This window comes from Ramlibacter sp. (assembly GCF_035655895.1).
In the GTDB taxonomy this organism is placed as follows: domain Bacteria; phylum Pseudomonadota; class Gammaproteobacteria; order Burkholderiales; family Burkholderiaceae_C; genus Ramlibacter.
In genome coordinates this window covers 314,384-337,890 of the sequence record NZ_DASRTN010000013.1, presented here as the reverse complement: position 1 = coordinate 337,890, position 23,507 = coordinate 314,384, and the positions used below count along the sequence as shown (strand labels likewise).

The 23,507-nt window shown below is 73.7% G+C and carries 23 protein-coding genes and 1 tRNA gene; 5 read left to right on the top strand and 19 right to left on the bottom strand.

Annotation, left to right across the window (positions count from 1 at the left end; genetic code table 11):
* Positions 1-22 precede the first annotated feature (22 nt).
* Complete coding sequence (locus VFE82_RS15995) at positions 23-1,888, bottom strand: sensor domain-containing phosphodiesterase (protein ID WP_325001309.1); 1,866 nt, start codon at positions 1,886-1,888, stop codon at positions 23-25.
* Between the two features lie 226 nt (positions 1,889-2,114).
* Between VFE82_RS15995 and VFE82_RS15990 the strand changes: the two genes are divergently transcribed.
* Positions 2,115-2,993, top strand: a complete 879-nt coding sequence (locus tag VFE82_RS15990) for a MipA/OmpV family protein (protein WP_325001308.1) — start codon at positions 2,115-2,117, stop codon at positions 2,991-2,993.
* A gap of 188 nt (positions 2,994-3,181) precedes the next feature.
* Positions 3,182-3,940: a glycosyltransferase family 2 protein gene (locus tag VFE82_RS15985; RefSeq protein ID WP_325001504.1), complete on the top strand. Its 759-nt coding sequence runs from the start codon at positions 3,182-3,184 to the stop codon at positions 3,938-3,940.
* A 9-nt stretch (positions 3,941-3,949) separates the two neighbouring features.
* Here VFE82_RS15985 and fabG read toward each other — a convergent pair whose 3' ends face one another.
* The 14 genes from fabG to VFE82_RS15915 form a co-directional block, all read right to left on the bottom strand.
* Positions 3,950-4,669, bottom strand: coding sequence for a 3-oxoacyl-ACP reductase FabG (gene fabG / locus VFE82_RS15980; protein ID WP_325001307.1), 720 nt, complete (start codon positions 4,667-4,669; stop codon positions 3,950-3,952).
* Positions 4,666-5,112 (bottom strand): hydroxymyristoyl-ACP dehydratase, encoded by a 447-nt coding sequence (locus tag VFE82_RS15975; protein ID WP_325001306.1) that lies wholly within the window; start codon positions 5,110-5,112, stop codon positions 4,666-4,668. Before VFE82_RS15975 ends, fabG begins: the two co-directional genes overlap by 4 nt.
* Positions 5,109-5,948, bottom strand: a complete 840-nt coding sequence (locus VFE82_RS15970) for a beta-ketoacyl synthase chain length factor (RefSeq protein ID WP_325001305.1) — start codon at positions 5,946-5,948, stop codon at positions 5,109-5,111. The genes VFE82_RS15975 and VFE82_RS15970 overlap by 4 nt, the downstream gene beginning before the upstream one ends.
* Positions 5,948-7,132 carry a beta-ketoacyl-[acyl-carrier-protein] synthase family protein gene (locus VFE82_RS15965; RefSeq protein ID WP_325001304.1) on the bottom strand — a complete coding sequence of 395 codons (1,185 nt, stop codon included), beginning with the start codon at positions 7,130-7,132 and terminating at the stop codon, positions 5,948-5,950. The genes VFE82_RS15970 and VFE82_RS15965 overlap by 1 nt, the downstream gene beginning before the upstream one ends.
* Before the next feature lie 18 nt (positions 7,133-7,150).
* Complete coding sequence (locus tag VFE82_RS15960; RefSeq protein ID WP_325001303.1) at positions 7,151-7,915, bottom strand: class I SAM-dependent methyltransferase; 765 nt, start codon at positions 7,913-7,915, stop codon at positions 7,151-7,153.
* 6 nt (positions 7,916-7,921) lie between these two features.
* Complete coding sequence (locus tag VFE82_RS15955) at positions 7,922-8,785, bottom strand: polysaccharide deacetylase family protein (RefSeq protein ID WP_414708771.1); 864 nt, start codon at positions 8,783-8,785, stop codon at positions 7,922-7,924.
* 5 nt (positions 8,786-8,790) lie between these two features.
* Positions 8,791-11,178, bottom strand: coding sequence for a transporter (locus VFE82_RS15950; RefSeq protein WP_325001301.1), 2,388 nt, complete (start codon positions 11,176-11,178; stop codon positions 8,791-8,793).
* Positions 11,175-11,777, bottom strand: a complete 603-nt coding sequence (locus tag VFE82_RS15945) for a LolA family protein (protein WP_325001300.1) — start codon at positions 11,775-11,777, stop codon at positions 11,175-11,177. The genes VFE82_RS15950 and VFE82_RS15945 overlap by 4 nt, the downstream gene beginning before the upstream one ends.
* Positions 11,774-12,769, bottom strand: a complete 996-nt coding sequence (locus VFE82_RS15940) for an acyl-CoA synthetase (protein ID WP_325001299.1) — start codon at positions 12,767-12,769, stop codon at positions 11,774-11,776. The genes VFE82_RS15945 and VFE82_RS15940 overlap by 4 nt, the downstream gene beginning before the upstream one ends.
* Entirely contained in the window at positions 12,766-13,119 is a 354-nt protein-coding gene (locus VFE82_RS15935) for a 3-hydroxyacyl-ACP dehydratase (protein ID WP_325001298.1), read from the bottom strand. Before VFE82_RS15935 ends, VFE82_RS15940 begins: the two co-directional genes overlap by 4 nt.
* Positions 13,112-14,512, bottom strand: a complete 1,401-nt coding sequence (locus VFE82_RS15930; protein WP_325001297.1) for an AMP-binding protein — start codon at positions 14,510-14,512, stop codon at positions 13,112-13,114. Before VFE82_RS15930 ends, VFE82_RS15935 begins: the two co-directional genes overlap by 8 nt.
* Complete coding sequence (locus VFE82_RS15925; RefSeq protein ID WP_325001296.1) at positions 14,509-15,180, bottom strand: hypothetical protein; 672 nt, start codon at positions 15,178-15,180, stop codon at positions 14,509-14,511. Before VFE82_RS15925 ends, VFE82_RS15930 begins: the two co-directional genes overlap by 4 nt.
* A 1-nt stretch (position 15,181) precedes the next feature.
* Positions 15,182-15,451, bottom strand: coding sequence for a phosphopantetheine-binding protein (locus tag VFE82_RS15920; protein ID WP_325001295.1), 270 nt, complete (start codon positions 15,449-15,451; stop codon positions 15,182-15,184).
* Between the two features lie 208 nt (positions 15,452-15,659).
* Positions 15,660-15,736 (bottom strand) — tRNA-Arg (locus tag VFE82_RS15915).
* A 90-nt stretch (positions 15,737-15,826) separates the two neighbouring features.
* Between VFE82_RS15915 and VFE82_RS15910 the strand changes: the two genes are divergently transcribed.
* From VFE82_RS15910 to VFE82_RS15900, 3 genes are all read left to right on the top strand, one after another.
* A complete protein-coding gene (locus tag VFE82_RS15910; RefSeq protein WP_325001294.1) occupies positions 15,827-17,002 on the top strand; it encodes an MFS transporter in 1,176 nt (391 codons plus the stop codon).
* Between the two features lie 110 nt (positions 17,003-17,112).
* Complete coding sequence (locus VFE82_RS15905) at positions 17,113-17,628, top strand: hypothetical protein (RefSeq protein WP_325001293.1); 516 nt, start codon at positions 17,113-17,115, stop codon at positions 17,626-17,628.
* Positions 17,629-18,118: 490 nt separating this feature from the next.
* A complete protein-coding gene (locus VFE82_RS15900; protein ID WP_325001292.1) occupies positions 18,119-19,411 on the top strand; it encodes a hypothetical protein in 1,293 nt (430 codons plus the stop codon).
* On the opposite strand, the gene VFE82_RS15895 is transcribed toward VFE82_RS15900, so the two are convergent.
* From VFE82_RS15895 to VFE82_RS15880, 4 genes are read right to left on the bottom strand one after another with little or no spacing between them, the layout of a single operon-like run.
* The gene (locus tag VFE82_RS15895; protein ID WP_325001291.1) at positions 19,396-20,400 is read right to left on the bottom strand and encodes an aromatic ring-hydroxylating dioxygenase subunit alpha; all 1,005 of its coding nucleotides are present in this window, start codon (positions 20,398-20,400) and stop codon (positions 19,396-19,398) included. The two genes, VFE82_RS15900 and VFE82_RS15895, sit on opposite strands and share 16 nt — an antisense overlap.
* Positions 20,397-21,530, bottom strand: a complete 1,134-nt coding sequence (locus tag VFE82_RS15890; protein ID WP_325001290.1) for a hypothetical protein — start codon at positions 21,528-21,530, stop codon at positions 20,397-20,399. The genes VFE82_RS15895 and VFE82_RS15890 overlap by 4 nt, the downstream gene beginning before the upstream one ends.
* A complete protein-coding gene (locus VFE82_RS15885) occupies positions 21,527-22,681 on the bottom strand; it encodes a hypothetical protein (protein WP_325001289.1) in 1,155 nt (384 codons plus the stop codon). The genes VFE82_RS15890 and VFE82_RS15885 overlap by 4 nt, the downstream gene beginning before the upstream one ends.
* On the bottom strand, positions 22,678-23,469 hold the full coding sequence (locus VFE82_RS15880; RefSeq protein WP_325001288.1) for an MBL fold metallo-hydrolase: 792 nt from the start codon (positions 23,467-23,469) through the stop codon (positions 22,678-22,680). Before VFE82_RS15880 ends, VFE82_RS15885 begins: the two co-directional genes overlap by 4 nt.
* Positions 23,470-23,507: the final 38 nt, after the last annotated feature.

The window sequence follows — 23,507 nt, the reverse complement described above, 5'->3', positions numbered from 1 at the left end:
CGGACGGCGCCCTGCAACGGGCTCACCCCAGGGGCGCCCCCCGGCGCAGCAGGACGGCCAGCTCGTCGGCGGGCACGGGAGCGCTGTAGAGGAAGCCCTGGGCCTGCTCGCAGCGAAGGGCGAGCAGTTCGTCGGCCTGCTCGCGCGTCTCCACCCCTTCGGCGATCACCTTGAGGTTGAGATTGCGCGCGAGCCCGACGCAGGCGGCGACCAGTCCGCGGTAGGCGGGGTCGGTCGCGATCCGACGCACGAAGGAGCGGTCGATCTTCACCTCGTCGATGGGGAGCGTCACGATGTACGAGAGGGACGAATACCCCGTCCCGAAGTCGTCGATGGCCACCGGGACGCCGAGGGCGCGCACCTGCCTCAGCAGCTCCACGGCCCGTTCCATGTCGCCGATGAGCACCGACTCGGTGACCTCGATGCCGAGCGCGCCCGCATGGTTGCCGATGGCGCACAGGGCTTCGCGCAGGTGGGCGATCAACTCGCCGTGGCGCAGCTGTGCGGCCGCGACATTGACGGCCACGCGTGGCGCGGGCAGCCCGGCCGAACGCCAGCGCTGCCAGTCGGCCACCGCGCGCAGCAGGATGTGGCGACCCACCTCGCGGATGAGCCCGGTGGCTTCCAGCGCCGGCACGAACTCCGACGGATGGACCAGCCCCCGCTCGGGGTGCACCCAGCGGATCAGCGCCTCGACGCCGACGATTCGGCCGGTGGCGATGTCCACCTTCGGCTGGTAGTAGTTGACGAACTCGTTGCGCTCGAGCGCGTCGCGCAGCTGCGGCTCCAGGCGGTAGTGCGCGCTGGCCGCGGCGTCGACCGCCCTGTCGAAGAACGCGGCGGGTTCGTCCCGTTCGATCGCGAGCTGGAGCGCCGCGTCGGCGGCATTGACCACCTCGTCCAGGGTGCGGCCGTCGCGCGGATAGGCCGCGAAGCCGAGGTTGACCGGGCAGACCAGCGTGAGCGGGCCGACCGCGTAGGGCTCCTGCAGGGCGGCCGCCAGCACGCGGGCCTTGTCGCGGGCGAAGCTCTCGACCTCCAGCTGCGGAAAGAACAGGATGAACAGGCCGCGCTTGATCCGCCCCATCAGCACGTCGCCTTCGGCCAGCTTGCGCAGCCGCGCCGCGGTCTGCTGGATCATCGCGTCGGCCACCCGGAAGCCGTGCGCCGAGTTGATCTGGCTCACCGCCTTCAGCCGGGCGAAGCACACCACCCCGCGCCGCGGCCGCAGGGTCTCGAACTGGCTCTCGAAATGCAGCCAGTTGGGCAGCCCCGTGAGGCGATCGGTCTGGGTGGCGATGCGCAACTCGCGCCGCAGGCTCAGGTGCGAGCAGATGGTGCGCGCCAGCTTCTCCAGCGCGGCGCACTGCCATTCGGCCAACTGCCTGGGCACGGTGTCCATCACGCACAGGGTGCCGATCGCGCTGCCCTCGCGGGTGCGCAACGGCACACCGGCATAGAACCGCACCGGCAGGGCGCCCGGGCCGTGCAGCTGGCGGTCGAACCCGTCCACGCGCGAGGTGTCCGGGATCTCCAGCATCCGCGTCTGGCCGACGATGGCCTGGCCGCAGAACCCGTGCTCGCGCGGGACCTGCGCCACGGGGATGCCGACCCGCGCCTTGTACCACTGGCGCTCCGCGTCGACGAAGCTCAAGGCGGCCATCGACGTGCCACACAGCTGGGCAGCGATCTGCACGATGCCGTCGAGATCCTCGTCGGCCTCGGTGTCCAGGACCTGGAGCTCGTGCAGCTGGGCCAGGCGCTCCGGTTCGTCGCGCGGCAGCACCGGCGCCAGCCTCGTCCCGGCCTGCTGGCGCACGATGCGCAGCACCTGCCTCGAACGGCCGGGCCGCTCGAGGGCGCGCCGCAGCAGCGGCGCGAGGTCCATCAGGCGGCTCCCCGCCAGCCACCAACGCGGCCTTGAAGCGGGACCGCACGTCCTCGGCCTTCGCAAGATGTGAGCGGATATTTCATTGCCGAGTCAATGTAAGAACTGCCGAGCTTGCGGCCGTGTCGTCCGGGACCCGGTGCCGCTGTAGGACGGAGCCGCCATGCCAGCCGCCCGGCGCGGGCGGCCCACGCCGCTGAGCAGACTTGGCCACAATCAGCGCCCCATGCGCCTGCCTTTCCGACCTTCCTCCCTCGCGCGCCTGCCGCGCCTGCCGCGCTTGCCGCTTCTGTCCGCCCTGCTCGCCCTGGCGCTGCCGGCGGTCCACGCGTCGGCCGCCGAGTTGCCGCTGTGGGAGATCGGCACCGGCCCCAGCGTGCTGAACCTGCCCGACTACCGCGGCTCCGACCAGCGCACCACCTACCTGCTGCCGGTGCCCTATCTCGTGTACCGCGGCAAGCTGCTGCGCGCCGATCGCAACGGCCTGCGCGCCATGCTGTTCGACAGCGACCGGGTCGACCTCACCTTCAGCATCAACGGCAGCCTGCCGGTGAGCAGCCGGCGCAACCAAGCGCGCCAGGGAATGGAGGACCTGCGACCCACCGTCGAGGCGGGCGCCAACCTGGGCGTCGACCTCTGGCGCTCGCCGCAACGGGACATGCAGGTCGGGTTGCGGATCCCGCTTCGGATGGCCTTCACGGTGGAGTCGTCGCCGCGCTCGCTGGGGTGGGTGCTGTCGCCCCAGCTCAACCTCGACATGCGCGCTGGCGGCGCGCTGGCGGGGTGGAACTTCGGCGCCTCGGCAGGGCCCCTGTTCCAGGAACGCCGGTTCAACAGCTACTACTACTCGGTCGCACCTTCGCAGGCGACGGCCACGCGCCCTGCCTACGCCGCGCCCGGCGGGTACGCAGGGTCCCAGGTGACCCTGTCCACCTCCCGCCGGCACCGCAACGGCTGGTTCGGCGGCTTCGCCCGGTTCGATTCGCTGGCTGGCGCCCGCTTCGAGGACAGCCCCCTGGTGCGCCAGCGCAGCGCCCTGTCGGTGGGCGTGGCCTACGTCTGGGTGCTGGGTCGCTCCTCCACGCTGGTGGACTCACCGGAGTAGCGCACCCCCTCCCGTAGAATCGCTGGCGCCCGGGCGCCCGCCGTCGGGCTCCATCGGCCGCCCCGATCCCCGAACCAGCAGTCCATCCGTTGAGCCACCCTGCCCGGCCGCCGGCCCGCCCGCCGGTCGCCGCTTCCTCCCCTGCCGCGCCCACGGCCCCCGGCGCACCTCCTGTCTCGCGCACCCACCTGGTCGTGATTCCGACCTACAACGCCGGTGCCAAGGTCTACGAGACCGTGCGCGAGGCGCGCGCCCACTGGGCGCCGGTGTGGGTGGTGGTGGACGGCAGCACCGACGGCACGGCCCAGGGCCTGCGCGAGATGGCCGCGCACGACCCGCAGCTGCAGGTCCTGGTGCTCGAGCGCAACCAGGGCAAGGGCAGCGCGGTGCTGGTGGCGCTGGAAGCGGCCCGGCAGGCCGGCTTCACGCACGTGCTCACGATGGACTCCGATGGCCAGCATCCGGCCGACCTGATCCCTGCCTTCATGCGGGCGTCGCTCGCTCACGCCGACGCAATGGTCCTGGGCCGGCCGGTGTTCGACGCGTCGGCCCCGCTGATCCGGGTGCGCGGCCGGCGCATCGCGAACTTCTTCACCCACGTGGAGACGCTGCGCGCCGGCATCGGCGATTCGCTGTTCGGCTTCCGCGTCTACCCGATCGCCCCGCTGGTCGAGGTCATGCGGCGGGGGCGCTGGATGCGCCGCTTCGACTTCGATCCGGAGGTCGCGGTACGGCTGGCCTGGCGCGGCATCGCGCCGATCAACCTGGATGCGCCGGTGCGCTACCTGCGGGCCGACGAGGGCGGCGTGTCGCACTTCAACTACCTGCGCGACAACATCCTGCTGACCTGGATGCACACGCGGCTGGTGCTGCAGGCGCTGGTGCGACTGCCGCTGCTGTTCTGGTGCCGGGTGCGCCGGCGCCCGCCCTTCCAGCTCCTGCCCTGAGCGGCCGGCTCAGGCCATCCCGCCGTTGATCGAGATCACCTGGCCCGAGATGTACCCGGCCTCGGGCCCGGCAAGGAAGGCAACCAGCGCGGCGACTTCCTCGGGTGTGCCCGCCCGCCGGGCCGGCACCAGCTCGGCCAGCACCTTGGCGTCCAGCAACTTGCCCGCCATCGCCGACTGCACGATCCCTGGCGCCACCACGTTCACCGTGATGCCACGGCTGGCCAGCTCCAGCGACAGCGCCTTGCTGGCCCCGTGCAGCGCCGCCTTGGCGGCCGCGTAGTTCACCTGTCCGCGGTTGCCCATCACCGCCGCCACCGAGCTGATGCTGATGATGCGGCCCCAGCGGGTGCGCGCCATCGGCAGCGAGAGCGGCTGCGTGACGTGGAAGAAGCCGTTCAGCGAGACGTCGATCACCCGCTGCCACTGCTCGGGGCGCATGCCGGGGAACACGGCGTCGTCGTGCACGCCCGCGTTGTTCACCAGGACCTGGATCGGGCCGTTCGCCAGCAGCGCGTCGAGGGCGGCGGCGCTCGCCGCAGGGTCGGTCACGTCGAACGCCACCGCCTCGGCCGAGCCGCCGGCCGCGCGGATCGCCGCCACCACGTCCTCGGCCGCGGCCAGGCGGGCATTGGCGTGCACCACGACGTGCAGCCCATCGCGCGCCAGCCGCTGCGCGATCGCCCGGCCGATGTCGCCACTGCCACCGGTGACCAGAGCGCGCTTCATGGGGCCTCCATGCCAAGCACGACCGCGAGCCGGCCGGTGACGAGCGCCTGGTCCGCGTGCGCGACGCGGAAGGCATAGAGCAGCTGGCGCGCATCGGCCGCGATCTCCTGCGCCTCGACCACCAGTTCGCCGGGCAGGTCGTCCAGCCGCAGGCGGTGCAGCGCCACTGCGCGGGCACTGGCCAGGCGGCCGGCGACGGCCGCACTGCCCTGCGCCGCCGCACGCAGTCCGCCGTGCACCGCCGCAGCCTGCGCGGCGTACTCGATGCCGGCGCTGGCAAGCAGGCCGCTGCGGGTGCGCAGAGGATGTGCCGGGTCGGTGTGGCTGGTCGCGGTGCAGCGGATGCCGGCCGCGTCCCAGGAGAGCACCGATGCCAGCAGGCACATGCTCCCGGCGTGCGGCACCAGGCGCGCGATGCCGTGCCGGTCGATCGCCGCGCTCACCGGCCGCCTCCGTCCGGAACCACGACATCGACCTGCAGGCCGAGCGGGGGCTGCAGCGCGAGCACCAGACGCGCCGCCCGGCGGCGCGCGATCGCCTCCAGCAGGGGCAGCGCGCGGGCGCAGGGGATGCTTCGCCGCAGGGCCTCCAGCCCGACGTCCCGGCACGGCGTCTCCTCGCGGCGCGCGGCGCCGGGCAACAGGTCCAGCCGCAGCGTGGCACGCGCACGCCGGTCGGGCTGCGCGCCACGCTGCAGCAGCAGCGCCACCCCCATCATGTCGGGCAGCGGCCGCGCCGCCTGCAGTGGCTGCGGGTACGGCGTGTCGCTCGCGACCAGCAGCAGCGGCGCGTCGGTGCCTTGCAGCTGCGCCAGCGCGGCGACCAGCCCGGCCGCGAAACCTTCGTCGTGCGCGCACAGGCTGGTGGAGGCCTCGCGGCTGCCGACTGCGATGTGCCAGTACCCGGCAGGGGCGTTGTGGACCGAGTTGGTGAAGCGGGTCGGCGAGACCAGCCGGTCGGCCGAGGCCGGCGCGCCCAGGGCGTCGCACAGGGCATGGCAGTTCGCGCCATCGCCACCGGATGCGGTGAAGATGGTGGCCAGCTTCTGCGGGTCGACGTCAGCCTCGGCGCAGGCCTCCTCGGCGGCCGCCATCGCCACTTTCACCGACGCGCCCGCGCGGCGCCGCTCGGCCGGCGGCAGGCGCAGCAGCGCGGGCAGCGCGCAAGGAGCCGGCAGGTACGGCGACTCGCCGCGCAGCGCGGCCTGGGCCTGCGGCCAGGACGCGAGACCCGGGCCGACCAGGCCGATGCCCAGCACGTGAAGGTCGATCGCGGCCATCAGGCGGCTCCCAGGACCAGGCTGGCGTTGGAGCCGCCGAAGCCGAACGAGTTGCTCAGCACGTGGCGCACGGTGCCGCGGCGGTTGGCGCCGAGGTAATGGATGCGCAGCCCGGGGTCGCGCTCGCGCAGGTTGAGGCCGCCCGGCATCAGCCCCTCGCGGATCGCGATCAGGCCGAGGACCGCCTCGACCCCACCGGCCGCGCCCAGGGTGTGGCCGGTGGCGCCCTTGGTGGAGCTGCAGGGCACGTCGCGGCCCAGCACCTGCTCGACAGCCCGGTCTTCCGCCGCGTCGTTGTTGGGCGTGGCCGTGCCGTGCAGGTTGACGTAGTCGATCTGCGGGGGTTGCAGGCCGGCGTCGGCCAGGGCGCGCTGCATCGCCAGCGCGGCGCCGGCGCCCTCAGGATGCGGCGAGCTCATGTGGTGGCCATCGCTGCTCTCGCCCACGCCCAGCAGGCGGCCCACCGGGGCGTCGGCACCGTCCTCGCGCTGCAGCAGCGCGAAGGCGGCCGCCTCGCCGATCGAGATCCCGCAGCGGCCCGCGTCCCAGGGACGGCAGATCTCGGGCGAGAACAGTTCGAGCGAATGGAAGCCGTACAGCGTCGTCAGGCACAGGCTGTCGACCCCGCCCACCACGGCCGCGTCGACCAGACCGGCCTCGATCAGGCGGGCCGCGTCGCCGAACACCTTGGCGCTGGAGGAGCAGGCGGTCGACACCACCCAGGCCGGGCCTTCCAGCCCCAGTGCCAGCCGGACGAAATGGGCCACGGCGGCGGTGCTGTGGGTGCTGGCGTAATGGAAGTCGCCAGGCAGCGCGCCATCCGGCCCGCGGCGCCGGTACGCATGCTCGGTCTCGAGGATGCCGGAGGTGCTGGTGCCAAGCAGCACCGCGACGCGGTGCGCGCCCCAGCGCTCGCGCGCGGCATGCACCGCCTGCGCGAATCCATCCTGCTGCAGCCCGAGCCAGGCGAGCTGGTGGTTGCGGCAGGCATGGCCCGCCAGGGCGGCAGGCAGGGCGACCTGCTCCAGCCCCGCGACGGGGCCGATCCAGCCGGGGAGGACCACGTCCTCGAAGTCGCAGGGACGCAGGCCGCAGGCGCCGGCCTGCAGCGCGGCCGCATGCGCCGCGAGACCGGCGCCGAGCGCGGTGATCAGCGTCGCATGGGTGATGGGAAGGGACTTCATCGTGTGGGATCCGATCGTTCAGGCGCGCTGCGCCACCAGCAGCACGTTGGCGAAGGGCGTGCCCTCGCTCAGGGGACGGGCCTGCACGGCCAGGCCGAGCGAGCGCAGCTGCGCGATCCATTCGTCGAGGGCACGGCCGTGGGCTGGCGAGAGGCCGTGCCCACGCAGCCACGCCACCAGGGTGTCGACCCACTGGCTGGCGCGGAACCGGCCCCCGCGGCGCGCGTCGCCGACCCGCAACAACAGCCGGCCGGAAGCGGGCAGCGCATCGCACACGCGACGCAGCACAGCCTCCTGCTCGACATGGTCCATGTAGTGCAGCACGTCGAGCAGCACCACGGTGTCGGCAGCGGGAAAGGGCGTGCGGCGCAGGTCGGCGCAGACGAACGATGCGTCGCCGCTGCCGTCCTTCTCGCCGCTGCCGAGCGCCGTCCGCGCGCGCTGGATGTCGCGCGCCAGCAGGTCGATGCCGGCCACCCGGGCGCCGGTCGGCGCGGGCGGCCAGCTGGCGGGCCATTCGCCGGCCGCACGCATCTGCGAGCAGGCACGCAGCAGGCTGGCCAGCAATCCCTGGCCGCAGCCCAGGTCGAGCACGCGCGCCTGCGGCGCGATCAGCCCGGCCGCCAGCAGGTGGCGAAATACCGGGTCGCCGCGCAGCTTGCCGCGGGCGAAGTGCCAGGCGAAGCGGCCGCTGGCCCGGTACGGCGCGCTGGCGCGCTCGAGCAGACGGCGCCATGCCGTGGCGTCGGCGCGCAGGTCGGGCACGGTGGCGGGCTGGTCCATCCGTGCTCAGGACGCGCGCAGCGCCTGTGGCAGCGTCACGCAGCGCAGGCCCCGCCGCTGGATGTCGGCCAGCAGCGTCGGCAGCACCGCAAGCGTCACGGGCTCGCCCTGCGCCGTGCAGGCCGCGTTGCCGTCGTGCAGCAGCAGGATGTCGCCCGCGGCCAGCCCGCGCGTGAGGCGTTGCAGCACGCGCACGGGATCGCGCTCGCGGGTATCGAAGCCCCGGCGCGTCCAGCTGACCAGCCGCAGGCCCAGCCCGTGCAGCACGGGCGCCAGGAAGGGGTTGCGCAAACCGGCGGGTGCGCGAAACAGCGTGGGCGCCTGGCCGGCGGCCTGCGCGAGCGCCTCCTGCGCCCGCACGATCTCGCGCCGCATCGGCCCCGGGCCGAGCAGCGAGAAATGGTGGCGGTGCACCAGGCTGTGGTTCTGCACGCTGTGGCCGCGGCGCACGATCTCGCGCACCAGGTCCGGGTGGCGCCGGGCCCGGGCGCCGATGCAGAAGAAGGTGGCGCGCGCCCCGGCCGCGTCCAGCAGGTCGAGCACGCGGGGCGTGACCTGCGGGTCGGGACCGTCGTCGATGGTCAGCCCCACTTCGCCCCGCTGCACGGCCTCGGGCGGCAGGCGCAGCAGGTTGTCGCCCAGGGCGGTCGAGCGGGGCCACAGGCCGGTGGCCGCGAGCAGCAGATGGTTCAGGGCCACGGCCCCGGCGGCATGCGGCCAGAGCCCCGGCGAGGCGAGGAACGCGCCCGCGGCGCCCAGGTGGACCGCCGCGGAGGCCTGCAACAGCGGCGGGAGGGGCCAACGCCCCGGCCGCGCTTGGACGGTGGTGGGGATCACGGGGACTGGAGTGGCAGTGCCGGGTGCGCGCACCCGGCTCAGGCTGGGGGCGATTGTCCCACAAGCGCCTGCGCGGACGCGGGTGCCGAGGGTGGGCAGAAGGCTGCCGACAGGAGCAGCGACAGCAGTGCGCCGGGCGCGACGGTGCGCCCCAGCGCCGCCAGCGCGGGCACGTCCGCGGTGGCCAGCAGCCCGAACGAGGCCACCGTCGTGAGATTGGCCAGCAGCAGCGACGCGAGCGTGTCGACTTCGGCGGCCCCGCGGTCGTGCAGATGGTCGAAGAACAGCGCGTAGTTCGAACCGATCGCCATCACGAGCAGCAGCCCCACCAGGTGCATCACGCCCAGGGAGACGCCCGCGACGGTGAGTCCGGCCAGCACCAGCACCACGCTGGCGGCCAGCGGCGCCAGCACGCGCCGCAGCCGGGCTGCCGACCGCAGGTGCCAGGCCAGCAGGGCCACCACCGCCAACGCGCCGGCCAGGGCCTGCCAGCGGGCCTGGCGCATGTAGTCGGCGTACATCGCATCGAGCTCCTGCTGCACGCGGATCACGCGCGCGTTCGGCAATCCGGCCAGTGCGACAGGCAGCGCCTGGGCGGCCGCGTCGTGCCGGTCGGCCGCCGGCACCAGGCTGAGCAGCGCGATCCAGCCGCGGCCGTCGGCCGAGCGCACCAGCTGCGCATCGAGTGCGCCGGCCAGCGGCGTGCCCTGCAGGTCGGCGCGCGTCAGCGGCGCGAGCCGGCGCTGCGCCTGCACGTCCTCGACGAAGGGCTCCAGCCTGGCCGCGGGGAGCGCGCCCGCATCGGCCGCCGCATGCACCCGTTCGCGCAGCGTGGGCGCATCCGGCAGCACGGCCTGGCGGGCACGTTGTGCGCGCGGGCTCGGCAGCAGCAGCGCGGGCGACTGGTAGCCGCGCAGGAGTCCGCGCTCGACCAGAGGATCGAGGCGGGCGCCGGCCTGTTCCGCCGCCTCGAGCGCCCCGGCTTCGTCGGCACCCTGCACCGCCACCAGCGTTCCGACATCGGCCGCACCCAGGTCGGCACGCAGGAGGGCGTCGAGCGCGAGACCATCGGCCGGAACCGGGCTGAGCGTGGCCAGCGTGCCCCGCCAGGGCGTCGGATGCAGGAGCAGGACCGCCACCCCGGCCACGGTGAGCACGGCCAGCGGGCGTCGCCAGCGCGGCGCCGCCATGCTGGCGCGGCGCGTCCATTCGCCCAGGGCGGTGCGCAATCCCAGCCCGGGCGCACCGTCCGGCGCCAGTCGTGGCAGCACGAAGCGGGTGGTGGCCGCGGCAGCCAGCAGGCCGCTGAGGGAGAACACGCCCAGTTGCTGCAGCCCGTCGAATCCCGAGGCCACCAGGGTCGAGAACCCCGCCAGCGACGTCAACAGCCCGAGCCGCACCGTCGGCCAGTGCTCGCGGCGCCAGCCTTCGCGCCCCAGTCCGCGCGCCTGCACCAGGTAGTAGATGCCGTAGTCGACCGCTTCGCCGATCAGCGTGGCGCCGAAGCCGAGCGTGATGCCGTGGACCTGCCCCGCCGTCAGGCTCACTGCGGCGATGCCCGCGACCACGCCGCTGGCCACCGGCAGGGCCGCGATCCCCAGGGGTTTGAGCGAGCCGAATGCCACCACCAGCAAGGCCAGCATGGCGAGGCTGCCGAGGATGGAGAGGCGCTCCACCTCGGCACGGATGGTCTCGCGGGCCTCCACGGCGAAGACGCCAGGTCCCGAGAGTTCCAGCACCACGCCCGGCGCCTGCAGCGCAGCGAAGCGCGTGCGGACCGTGGACTGCGCGCGTGCCTGGGCGTCCAGGTCCTCGCCACCGGCCCGGGTGGTGGCCAGCAGCACGGCGCGCGGCGCGACCCGCGACACCCACACGCCGCCCTCGACGCGGGGAGCACTGGGCGGCTGCATGGTCTCCACCAGCCGCACCGCCTCGCCGGTGGGATCGCGCCAGAGCAGCGGCTTGACCAGGGCGCCGGCCGGCGTGCCGAGCAGGCCGAGCGTGTCCTGCATCGCGTCGCGCAGGCCCGCCGTCGTGAACCGCTGTTCGTCCACGCCGGGACTGAGCAGGTAGCGGCGCTCGAACACCAGGCGCGCGACGTCGTCGCCCCCGGCACGGTCGCCGTTGTGCACCGACTCGAAGTCACCGCTCTCGCGCAGTGCGGCGGCCAGGCGACGGGACGCGTCGATCCGCGCCGGCGCCTCGCCGCCGCGCAGCCCGATCATCAGCACGCGCGCGGTGGCACCCGATCTGAGCTGGGCGAGCAGGACACGCTGCTCGGCCGTCGGGGCCGCGGGCAGGAAGGCGGACAGGTCGGCGACGTAGTTCGCGCGCGTGCACAGCCACAGCCCGAGCGCCATCAGCGCCAGCCACAGCCAGGGCAGCGGATCGCGCCAGGCCGCGCGCCGCGGGACCGGGGAATTCAACGGGAGGTCCCGGCCGGGGCGGCCGGCAGCGGCTGGATCTGCATCACCGAGCGATCGCCGTCGGCCATGGTGATGCGCACCTCGCGCACCTGGTCCTGGCGCCCTTCCACCTGCACCTGCGCGACGATCCCGCGCAGGCGGACCTCGCGCGGGACCAGTTCGAGCTGCCACCGCTCGGGGCCGCCCTGCAGCCGGGGGGCGAAGTCGCGCTCCAGCAGGGCGCGGTTGCCGGTCAGGGTGCCGCGGATCGCCTCGACGACCACCGCCGCCTCCGGCAGTGCATCGAGCTGCGCGGTGCGGGTGCGGCTGCCCTGGGTCATCGTGAGCTCGTTGCCGACGACGGCGAGTCGCTCGCGGCGCGGCGCCAGGGTCTCGCGCACGAAGGTGTCGGGCGCCGAGAAGCTCAGGCGGCCGCTGGACCGCAGCGGCTGCTCGACCTGCTGCACGTGGCGCTCCTCGGTGAAGGTCGCCTCGCCGGAGCGGGTCTGCGCCAGCAGCCGCATCAGCGCGTCGAGGTCGAAGCCGGCGGCACCGGCGTGGCCGGCAATGCACAGCAGCGGCGCCAGCAGGATGCCGCGCACCAGGGTCGTTCGCTTCATGGCGGGCTCCCGGAAGGACTCGATGGAGCGACTTCCGGGTCAGCCCAGAAATCGAAGAAGTTGAACCAGTTGTCGGGTGCTTCGCGGCAATGCGCTTCGACCAGGCGCACATAGCGCTCGAGCGCCGCGCGCACGGCGGGCGCGACGTCGCGCTTGCCACCGCCGCGCGCCTGGCTGAAATCGGCCAGCGGCACGAAGCGGATGTCGTAGCCGTTCGCGCCGGTGTGCAGCGCGGTCATGAACAGAACGGGACGGCGCAGCAGCGCGGCCAGCCGAAAGGCGCCATCGGAGAAGGCGGCGGGCCGGCCGAGGAAGTCGATCCAGTGGGTGGCCGTGCGCTGGGAGGCCGCCTCGGCCCCCGCGGCCTCCAGGCTGCGGTCGGCCAGCAGTCCGGCCACGCCGCCGGCGTCGAGCCAGTCGCGCAGCTCCAGCATGGCGCCCATGTGGCCCAGGCCGATGACGCGCAGTTCGGCCTCGGGGGCGATGGCGCGCAAGGTGCTGTTGATCAGGCGCGCGTTCTCCTCGTACATCAGCATCGCGATCGGCAGGCCGCGCCGGCTCTCCCCGACGGCGCGCAGCGCCTCGAAGCTGCCCAGGTGCGCCCCGACCAGGAAGGCGCCCCGTCCCAGGGCCAGCACCGCCTCCAGGTGCTCGGTGCCGGTGACGCGGATGTCGAAACGTCCGAACTCGCCGCGCAGCAGGTACACCCGGTCCAGCACGGTGCTGGCGAAGCGGTGCAGGTGGCGGTACCGGTCGATCCAGCCGGGGCGGCGTCCGAGCACCCGGCCAAGGTAGTCGCGCGAGGCCCGCGCGCTGGTGCCGCCGAACAGGAGGAAGTACAGGACGATCGGATGCAGCACCACCCGCGAGGTGCGCCGCCCCAACGTGACGGCGATCCATCGCATCAGCTGCAGGACCCACCTGCTGCTGCGCTCCGGCTGGCTCGTCCAGGCGGCGGTGTGCGCGCCCGCGCGCGGCGAGCCGGACGTCATGCGACAGGCTCCGGCGGCGCCTGCAGCTGCGCCGTCGCGGCCAGCACGCCCGCGGTGCCGTCGCCGGGGCCCAGCCGCCAGACCTCGACGTGGGCACGCCGGCGGCCGGGGTCGGTCGTCCAACGCACGTCGAGGTCGGCACCGGGCGGCACCGGCGCCAGGAATTTCACCGCCCCCAGCGAGGCACCGGCCGCCACCCAGGCTGCGCAGTCGGGTGCCTGGATCAATGCCTCGATCGCCTGCGCGAGCAGCACCACCCCGGGAAGCAGCGGCTGGCCGGGGAAGTGGCCGGCGAACGCCGGGTGGTCGGGGGCGATCGGCACGCGCACGCGCTGCTGGGCGTCAGGCACGCGTGTCCTCCCCCACCAGCCGGCCCGCCAGCCCGGCGAGCCGGTCGGCCGGCAGCTTGCCGCTCGGGTCGCGCGGCAGCGAATCGAGCCACACCATGCGCCGCGGCAGGAACGCCGCGTCGATGCGCTCGCGCAGCGCGGCGGTCAGACGGGCGCGGTCCAGGCCCGGCGCCACCACCAGGGCCACCAGCCGCACCACGTCCTCGTCCCGGCGCGAGGGCGGCAGCCAGAAGGCGCCGTCGATCACGCCCGGGATGGACAGCAGCTGGTGGTTGAGGTGGGACAGCGACGTGCGCTTGCCCGCCACGTTGACCATGTCGTTGCTGCGCCCCAGCAGGCGGAAGCGGGTGGGCGACAGCACCTCCAGCACGTCGGCCAGCGGGGTGGGTTCGCCGACATGCCCTCCCTGCACGAGCGTGCGGTCGCCATCGCCGGTCAGGCTCAGCCCGTCGAACGTGCGCCATTCGGTCGAGGCGGTGGTGCGACGGGTCGCCACCTGGCCGGCCTCGGTGCAGCCGTAGATCTCCATCAGCGGAGCGGCCAGCGCGGCCTCCACCTGCCCCGCCACGGGAACCGACAGGGGCGCCGTCGCCGAGATGACCAGGTCCACCGGCGGCAGCGCGATGCCCGCCTCGGTCAGGTTCCGCAGGTGGACCGGGGTGGTCACCAGCACGCGCGGGCGCGGCACCAGCGCGAGCACCCGCGCGACGTCCTGCGGGAAGAACGGGCGCTCCGCGGCGAAGGCGGCCCCCGAGAGCAGCGGCAGCAGCACCGTCGACTCGAAGCCGTACATGTGCTGCGGGGGCACGGTGCCCACGAAGCTCACCCCGTGCAGGTCGGGCCGGCCCAGGTGCTCGGCCACGCGCTGTGCGCTTGCGCGGATGCTGGCCTGCAGCAGGCCCCAGTGCTTCGCGTGCGGAACCGGCTGCCCGGTGGAGCCGGAGGTGAGCACGTGCGCCACGGGCTGCGCCTGCGGCACCAGAGGAATGTCGGGCCCGGCCTGCGCGCCGGCCAGGCTGGCCGAGGCGTTCGCATCGCCCGGCGCCGACGGATACGGCAGCGTGGGCAGACCGACCGCCGGCGCCGCCTCGTCCGCCAGCACATAGGCCCCGGGGAACAGGTCGTGCAGGCGCCGCAACGTGTCCGCCGTGTGGTTCGGCGGCATCAGGCCAGCCTGGCCGCGCACGGCCGCGGCGCCGAACGCCACGGCGAAGCGATAGCGGTCGGCGGTGAGCGCCAGCACGGGCCCGCCCGGCCGCAGCAGCCCGGCCAGATGCTGCACGTCGCCCAGGTACTGCCGCCGCGAGATCGGATGGCCCGCGTGCCAGCAGACGGGGGTGTCCGGCGGCAGGCCGGTCGGCAGCAGCGGCAGATCCGCGAGGCCGGGCGTCATGGCGCCTCCTGCTCGCGGGCGGGCGCGTTGCCATGGGCACGGTAGGCCCGCAGGCCGTCGGCCAGGCTCACCCGCTCGAACTCCGGATGCAGCCGGTAGCGCAGCAGGTATTCGCCCGTGAACAGGGCCACTGCCGAGACCGGGGTGACCAGGTTGGCGAACATCGACCAGCGGTCGAAGTCGGCGCCGAAGAACAGGCCCAGCGACAACGCCACCATCAGCAGGAAGTAGCCGGTCCAGACCTGCGTGACGTGCCGGGTGTAGGTGGCCAGTGCCGGCGTCAGCCCGCCGTGCAGCCGCGCGGCAAGCGACGAGATCAGCGGCTGGCGGCCGGCCCGCAAGGTGGTGCCGAACCAGGCACCCAGCGCCAGGTGCGCGCCGGCGTGCTGCGCCAGGTAGAGCAGGTGCGGGTCGAGCGCGCCGCCGCGGGCCGACATGGCGGCAATGCCCGCCGCGGCGAGGCCGGCCGCGAGCGCGAGTGCGCGATGACCACCTGCCCAGAGGCCGCACAGGCCGACCGTCACCAGGGGGCCGAGCACCAGGGCAAGGGCCGCCGGCGAGTGGCCGGCCAGCGTCATGGCCAGGTGCGAGGCAACGGCGTAGGCCACGGCCGCGAGCGCGCCGAGGATCCAGCGCTGGCCGGAGGACGCGCGGCTCGGGCGCGGCATCTCAGGTGGTGCGGTTCGCCGCGATGTAGTCGCAGAGGCTGGACAGCGAGGCGAAGATCTTCTGGTTGTTCTCGTCGTCCGAGCGCAGCTGGACGCCATAGCGCCTGGACACGACGAGCGACACCTCCAGGATGTCGATCGAATCCAGGCCGAGGCCATCCCCATAGAGCGCAGCCGCAGGATCGATCTCCTGCGGCGACATCTCGAGGTTGAGTTCGGTCACCAGCAAGCTCGCCATCTCTTGCAGCAACTGGCTGTCGGCAGTCTTCATATGCACGGTCGATCGCCCCTGCCAGAGACGCAAGGTGGGCGAATTTTATCAACGCGACAGTGGCGGCACGGACGCGGGCAGTGGACACGCCCGCGGCAAAAAGCCGCTTTGTCGATCTGTTACGTGGGGATCGCCCTCTCCGGCGGCAGCGCGACGTGGCGCGCCAAGGAAAACGGCACCAGCAGCGAGGCTGCTGGTGCCGTGAGAGTGGTGCGGCTGGCAGGATTCGAACCCACGACCCCTTGGTTCGTAGCCAAGTACTCTATCCAACTGAGCTACAGCCGCGAAGCCTGCAAGTATACAGCACTTGCGCGGGGGTTTCCGCATCTGGTGTCGCGGACCGCGCCGACCCGGTGCGCGACGATACTGCCGCCGATGGTCGAGCCGCAACTTCGGATCACCGCGCCGCTGGGCGCCGCGCAGACGCTCGCCTGGGCCTCCAGCTACTACCTGCTCGCGGTGCTGGCCGAGCCCATCGCGCACGAACTGGCGCTGCCCCTGCCCCTGGTCTTCGCCGCCTTCTCGCTGGCGCTGGTGGTCTCGGCCTGCACCGGACCCTGGGCCGGTCGCACGATCGACCGCATCGGGGGGCGGGCCGTGCTCGCCTGCAGCGCGATCGCCTTCGCTGCCGGCCTGGCCCTGTTGTCCCGCGCGAGCGGGCTGGTCGGCCTGCTGTGCGCCTGGGCGCTGCTCGGCGTGGCCATGGCTGCGGGGCTCTACGACGCCGCGTTCGCCACGCTGGTGCGGCTGCACGGCCAGCACGCGCGCCCCTCGATCACGGGCGTGACGCTGATGGCCGGCTTCGCCAGCACCGTCGGCTGGCCGGCGTCGGCCTGGATGGCCTCCGCCTGGGGCTGGCGCGGCGCCTGCCTGGGCTGGGCCGCGCTGCACCTGTTCGTCTCGCTTCCCCTGTATCTCAGCCTGCCGCGCGCACCGGCCGTGCGCGAGCGGCCCGACGACCGCGGCCAGGCGGCCGAGCCGGCCACGCCGGTGCCGCTGGCCACCGCAGCCGCATTGGCCGCCATCTTCGCGATCACCTGGTTCACCAGCACCGCCATGGCGGCGCACCTGCCGAGGCTGCTGCAGGCCGCGGGCGTGACGCTGGCGACCGCGGTGCTGGTCGGCGCCCTGATCGGGCCGGCGCAGGTGGTGGCCCGCTTGCTGGAATTCGGGGTGCTGCAGCGCTTCCACCCACTGCTGGCGGCCCGGCTGGCAGCCCTGGGCCACCCCGCCGGCGCGCTGGCGCTGTTCGCACTGGGGCCGGTGGCGGCTCCGGCGTTCGCGGTGCTGCACGGCATGGGCAACGGCATCATGACCATCGCGAACGGTGCCCTGCCGCTGGCCTTGTTCGGGCCGCGCGGCTATGGCGCGCGCCAGGGCTGGCTGATGCTGCCGGCCCGCATGGCGCAGGCCAGCGCACCGTTCCTGTTCGGGCTGGCGCTGGAGCGCTGGGGCGCCGCGTCGCTCTGGGGAACGGCCGCGCTGGGAATGGTCAGCGCGTCGCTGCTGCTGACCCTTGGCCGGCGCCCGGCTGCCGTCCAGCCGTCCTGACGAGGCCGTGGCCGCTGCGGGATTGCACTGCGAACGCCGTGCGGGCGGCTCCTACACGCCGGTCGTGCCACTGCGCCTAGATTGGTCGCCTCACTGACTTGGAGACAGCAATGGCGACGAACCGCGGCGGCCCCGTGAAGATGAGCGGCGATGTGCACCTGCCGGATGCCGAGTCCCCGGACCTGGCCGTCGAGGAAGGCCTGTCCGGCCTGGAGAACCTCGCGCGCGAGCGGACGCAGGCAGGCCGGGCCGGCGTCCGCAAGGCGGGCAGGCTGGTCGACGACGTCGACGCGAGCGGCGACGCAGTGGCCGCCGACGTTGCGAGCCGGGACGACGACCCTCCGACCGACGACACCACCGCCGATGACGCCACGACCAAGGACGCCGGCGCAGCGGACCGGGTCGCCCGTCCGGCAGCGCGCAGCGTCGCGGCCGGCCTGGGCGGCGCCGATGGCGCCCAGCCGCGGCCGCACCCCCGCGCAGCCCTCAGCTTCGACCGCGAACTGGGACGGCAGGACGCCGACCCCGTTGCCTGGTCGGTGCCGCGCGGCACCGACCGAGCTTCCAGCGTGCGGCCCTGGATGTGGGCACTGGGCGCGCTGGTGCTGTACCGGATCCTGCGCTGACGGCTGGCTGCCGGCCGGCGCGGGTGGCACGCCGGCGGAGCTTGCGCAGCGATCATTCATGCGCAAGACATGACGTGCACGATCCCGCGGCGGTGCGTCCCCGGCCGGCGCGGCACCGGGCGGCCCTGTGGTCTCCATGGCAGTCGCACGGATGAGGCTTGTCCTGTTCGTGTGCAGCCGGAACGCGCTGTTCTCCAGGAAGGCGCCGAGCACGCCGCCGCCAGGCGGTATGGCGCCGCGACTGCATCGCCCGGCGAGGACCCGGTGGTTCGCGCGCAGGCGAGCCACCGCACGGCGAGCGCGTGACGGCCCGCTGTCCCTCCTGCGCCGACACGCTCCAGGTGGCCGCGGCGACGCCCCAGCAGGCGGGCGGCCTTGCCACCGTGAGCGTGGCGTGCGCGTGCGGCCAGTCCCAAGGTATCTTCGAGCTCCCGGCGACAAGCGCCTGACACGACGCGCGCCCCACCACCTCGCGTCCGAACCCCGCACCATGCTCCAAGGCCTCGCCGTCGCAGTTGCCGCGTTCGCCCGCACACGCTGGTGGAGCCGGCAGCTGCGGTCGCGCGCGGACATCGAGCGGCACCAGGATCGTCGGCTGCAACGCCTGCTGGAGCGCTGCGGTCGCGAGTTCCCCTTCTACAGCGGCCTGCGCGCGACCGGGCTGGCCGACCTGCCGGTGATGGACAAGACCCGCCTGCTGGCCCACTTCCCGGAGCTCAACCGCCCGGGCCTGGACCTGGCGGAGATCCGGGCCGCGCTCGCCCGGGGAGACGAGCGGATCGCCGGCCACGTGGTCGGCCAGAGCACGGGAACGTCGGGCAACCGCGGCTACTACGTGATCACCGAGCTGGAGCGCTACGAATGGCTCGGCACCCTGCTGGCCAAGGCGCTGCCGGACGCGCTGTGGCGCCGGCACCGCGTGGCGCTGGCCCTTCCCGGGCTGTCGCGGCTGTACCGGTCGGCCTCGTCCGGCAGCCGGATCGTCCTGGGCTTCTTCGATCTCGCACAGGGGGTCGACGCGTGGGCGCCCGCCTTCTGCGAGTTCGCGCCGGACACCGTGGTCGGAACCCCCAAGGTGCTCCGCCGGCTGGCGGAACAGGGGCACCTGCACGCCCGCCATGTCTTCAGCGGCGCCGAGGTCCTGGACCCGCTGGACCGCACCGTGATCGAAGAAGCCACCGGCGTGCGGGTGCGGGAGATCTACATGGCCACCGAAGGCCTGTTCGGCGTGTCCTGCCCGCACGGGACGCTCCACCTGGCCGAGGACGTCGTCCATTTCGAGTGGCAGCGGGCGAGCGCCGACTCCGAGCTGCGGATCCCGCTCGTGACTGACTTCACGCGCCGCGCGCAGGCGATGGTCCGCTACCGCATGAACGATCTGCTGGCACTGGCGCCCGGGCCCTGCCCCTGCGGGTCACCGCTCCAGCCGGTCCGCAGCATCGAGGGTCGGCAGGACGACGTCTTCTGGCTGCAGGCGCCGGGCGGATGGCGTCTCGTCACGCCCGACGTCGTGCGCAATGCGATCGTCGACGCGTCGCCGGCGATCCGCGATTTCCGCGCGGTGCAGGCCGATGCGCACAGCATCGAAGTGGCGCTGCCCCCTGATCTGCCGGCCGGCGTCGATGCCGCGGTCGTCCAGGCCCTGCGCGGGCGCCTGGCGCCTTTCGGCGCCGGCGATCTGCGCCTGACGGTCGTTCGCGGGATCGACGCGCCGATGGACCGCAAGCTGCGGCGCGTGCGCCGCGCCTGGACACCGCCGCCGGGCCTTCAGAGCCAGAACTGAAGCTCGCGCTGCTGCGCAGACGACGCCCGCCCGTTCGCCAGCCGCCAGATGAGCGGCCCGAACAAGTCCATCGGTCCCACGCTGAAGGCCGCTTCGCCGAAGCGCTCGATCGTGGCGGCCTGGCGCGCGAGCATGACGCGGTCCTGGTGCAGCACGGGCCGGTGGAACGCGATCAGCAGCCAGCGCTTGAGCCAGGCGGGCAGCAGCCCGCGTCGGGTGGAGAAGTGCGCGAAAGGCCGGGTGCGCTCCTGCGATTCGGGCGTGAAGATCACCGTCAACGTCAGCGTCGATCCTGCGTCGCTGTCGAAGGCCAGCTGCGCGATGCTCGGCGCGAGATAGCGGCCGACCACGGTGGTGCGCCGACCCTCGAACAGCTGCGGCAGCCACGCGAGACTGGCCTCGGCCTCGTCGTAGCGGGCCTCCCCGCCCCGCTCGTCGCTGGTGAAGCGCACGCGCACGGCCCGGCGCGCGCCAGGGCGCCGCACCAGGTAGGGATGCAGGAAGTGCGGATGCGCCGGATCGAGCAGGTTCTCGATGGCGTCGAGCACGCGCGCCCGGCTTGCGGGCAGCGGCCACCAGAACCCGTCCCGGGTCGGCTCGTCCAGGACCGGTGGCAGTCCGGGGAACGCGGCGGGGATCGGCGCCAGGCTGACCCAGACCAATCCTGCGCATTCCTGCACGGCCAGCGCCCGCGCCGCGACATCGGGCACCGCCTCCGCCCCGGGCACCCGCACGCAGCGCCCCCCCGCATCGAAAGCCCAGCCGTGGTACGGACAGTGGATCGCGCCGTCCCGGACCTGTCCGCAGGAGAGCGGAACGTTGCGGTGCGGGCAGCGGTCCACCAGGGCGACCGCCTGGCCGCCACTTCGGAACAGCACGACCGGCACGTCCATCAGGGTCCGCGCCAGCGGCCGGGCGCCCAGCTCGCGCGCATGCGCGAGCGGATGCCAGCCGCTCGCGAGGGCGCATGGCCAGGAGTCACCGTTCACAGCTGCCTCCTGCGCATGACGGGCACGACCACGCGCCACAGCAGCATGCCGAACACCCGCAGCAGCCAGCGCCGCCAGGGCGCCACGCCACCCGCCCAGACCGCGGAGCACTCGATGACGGGGCGGGCACCGCGCGTGCGCTTGAAATCCGCCGCACCCGCCGAGGCATTCAGTCGCAGCCCGAGCGCTTCGGCCTGCTCGCAGAACAGGTAGCTCGCGATCCGGTACAGGCCGTCTTCGCGCGGCCTGGAGGTGTCGTACCCGACGACCGGCGGCGTCAGCACGTCGCCCCGCACCAGGCTGCCGGCGACGGACTGGATGGTGCCGCCGCTGTCGCGCGCGACCCGGTAGCGGATGACGCCGCTGCGCTGCGTGCAGGTGATCCACGCGGGCGTGAAGACCGGATTGAGTCCCGAGTACTTGTCGACGTAGAGCATGCGGTAGAGCGTGGCGATCCGCTCGGCATCGCCGGGCTGCAGCTGCCGCAGGTCCTCGACGGCCAGTCCGCTGTCGGTCAGCAGCCGGCGATCGTGGCGGGCCGCCCTGCGGGGACGCCACTGGCGGGGCAGGCTGTCCAGCACCCACAGCTGCCGGCTCGGCAGCATCAGCCATCCGTCGGCCCGCAACGCGGCATCGAGCTGGGGCGAGGACCAGGGATCGACCGACCGGACGGCGATGAGGTGGCCCGGGTAGCGCTCCTGCAGCAACTCGCGGATGGCGCGGGCATCGCTTCCATTCCAGTCGCCGTGCAGGTTGGTGGACAGCAGCCAGTTGTCGACGTGGACGATGCGGTTGACGCGGGCCGCGCGCAGCAGGACGTCCAACATGCCGAGGCCGGCTCGCAGCCAGGGGCGCAGGCGGCCCACGTCCACCAGGTCGAGCTCCCGCCGGCCGTACAGCACATAGCCGCTGTGGGGCAGGCAGACATAGCTGTCGCCGTACTCGCCGTCGTTCACCGTCACCGGGTAGAGCCGCCCGCCGCTGCGCAAGGCCATCCAGCGGGTGCGGACGTTCGCGACCAGGCCGGGCCCCGCGTGCGCCACCGCTTCGATGTAGCGCCGCTCCATCTCGCGGCCCTCGGGCCAGGCGTCCGCAGGCGCCTGCAACGGATCGAACAGCAGCAGGCTCACCCGATCGGCTCCCCATTCCACTCGATGTCGTCGGTGCTCTGGCGCGTGGGACTGCGCAGCCGCGACAGGCCCACCCAGGCGAAACGCGTCGCATCCAGCAGCGCCCCGAGCGGCACGGCAGGGCCCGCCGCGGCGAGTGCGTCCGTGCCGCGCCGCAGGTCGTGGCGCCATTGCCGCCAGCGCCCCTGCCGCAGGGCCTGCGGCCCTCCGAACAGCAGCATGGCCGGCCGGAGGTACGCCAGGCCTTCGGTGGCATGCACCGGCGGTCCGTCCCCCAGCAGGGCGTCGGCCAGCCGCGCCGCGCCGCCGAACAGGTGCACGCCGCTCACGGCGCGGGGGTTGCATTCGATCGGCACGGCCTGCCCGTCGGGACGCAGGATGATGTCGAAACTGAGCTGCCCGGTGATCCTGGCGTCCGCCGCCAGGGTGCGGGCCACGTCGAGGGCGGCCGGACAATCGATCGCTTCAAAGGCGAACGAGGCGGACCGGCCCAGTCGCCAGAGCGGCCGGTACGCGGCGCTCGCGACGATCTCACCGTCGCGCGCCGAGGACCAGAGGCAGATCTCCTCGCCCGCCACGTGAGCCTGCGCCGCCCATCGACCGCCGGGCCGGGCGTCGAGCGCCGCGAGCTGGCCGGCCGTGGGCCGGATCAGCGTGGCCGTGCCGAAACGGGAGAACTCGGGCTTGAGCACCAGCCCCGACGACGGACGCGCCGCCAGTGCGCGGGCTTCCTGCGGCGACGCGATCGCCTCGGTCTCGGGCGCGGGGATGCCGAGCCGGCGCGCCCACGCCGGGAACTCGATCTTGGAGTGGAGTCGGCGCAGAACCTCCGGCGTGGGGGCGAGCACCTGCCGCTGGAAACCGCATTGCGCCGCCGCCTGCGCGACGTAGAACACCTCCTCGCAGGTGGGCAGCACCACGCCGGCCGGATGGCAGCGCGCCCACGCGTGCAACGCATTCCGGTAGGCCGGGAAATCGCGCCGCGGCGAAGGCAACGGCAGCACGCGGCCGCGACCGACGGTCGACCACTTCGCCGCGTACGGCGTCACGGAGTCGGCGAGCCGGACCGCGTGCCCGGCGGCCAGGCAGGCCCGTGCCAGGTCCGTTGCCACCGGGGCACGGGCGCCGGTCACGAGCACGTCGCGCTTCACGCGACGGCCCCTGCTGGCCGCGCCGGAACGTCGTCGGCGCCGTGGTACGGTGTCAGCACCAGGTCCGGATTGCGGACATGCAACACGTGCAGCGCACCGAGGGTGGCCCGGTAGCGGCGCGTCGAGCCCAGGAAGCCGGTGGTCAGTGCCGGCGGCGGCGTGTTGGTGCGCACGGCCTCCACCGACCAGGTGGCATCGGCCACCAGGAAGTTCAGACCGCGCCGCGCGTCGGCCACCAGCAAGCCCCAATGGCCCGGGCAATGCCCAGGCAGCTCCACGGCCAGCAGCGAGCCGTCGCCCAGCACGTCGGCGCCCTCGGTGAAAGGCCTGGCGTCCGACGGAAGCGCCACCCGCGGGCGCTCCTCGAAGAACCGGGCGCGTGACGCGATGTCGGCGGGCAGGAGCCCGCGCAGCACGCCCGCGCACACGCTGCGCCAGCGCCCGCCGCGCGTCGCATCGGCCAGGCCCGCGCGCGCGCAATGGATACGCGCCGCCGGGAAATCGTTCAGCCCCGCCACATGGTCGGCGTGAAAATGCGAGAGCACCACGTGGCGCACCTCGGCAGGCTCGATGCCGAGCGAGCGGCACTGGCTGGCCGCGTCCAGCCCCGGCGGCAGGCGCATCGGCGTGAGCCAGCGGTAGAAGCGCTCCGGGACCGGCCGCGTGGCTTCGGTGAACGCGTCGGCGTAGCCGGTGTCGAACAGGACCGGCCCCTCCTCGGGGTGGACCAGCAGCGTGGGCCGCGCAGGAAACTCCACCGGGCGCCATGCCCCGCCGCGCAGCGTCATCGCCTGCGGGTGTCGGCAGCCGCCTGCCGTGAGAACGT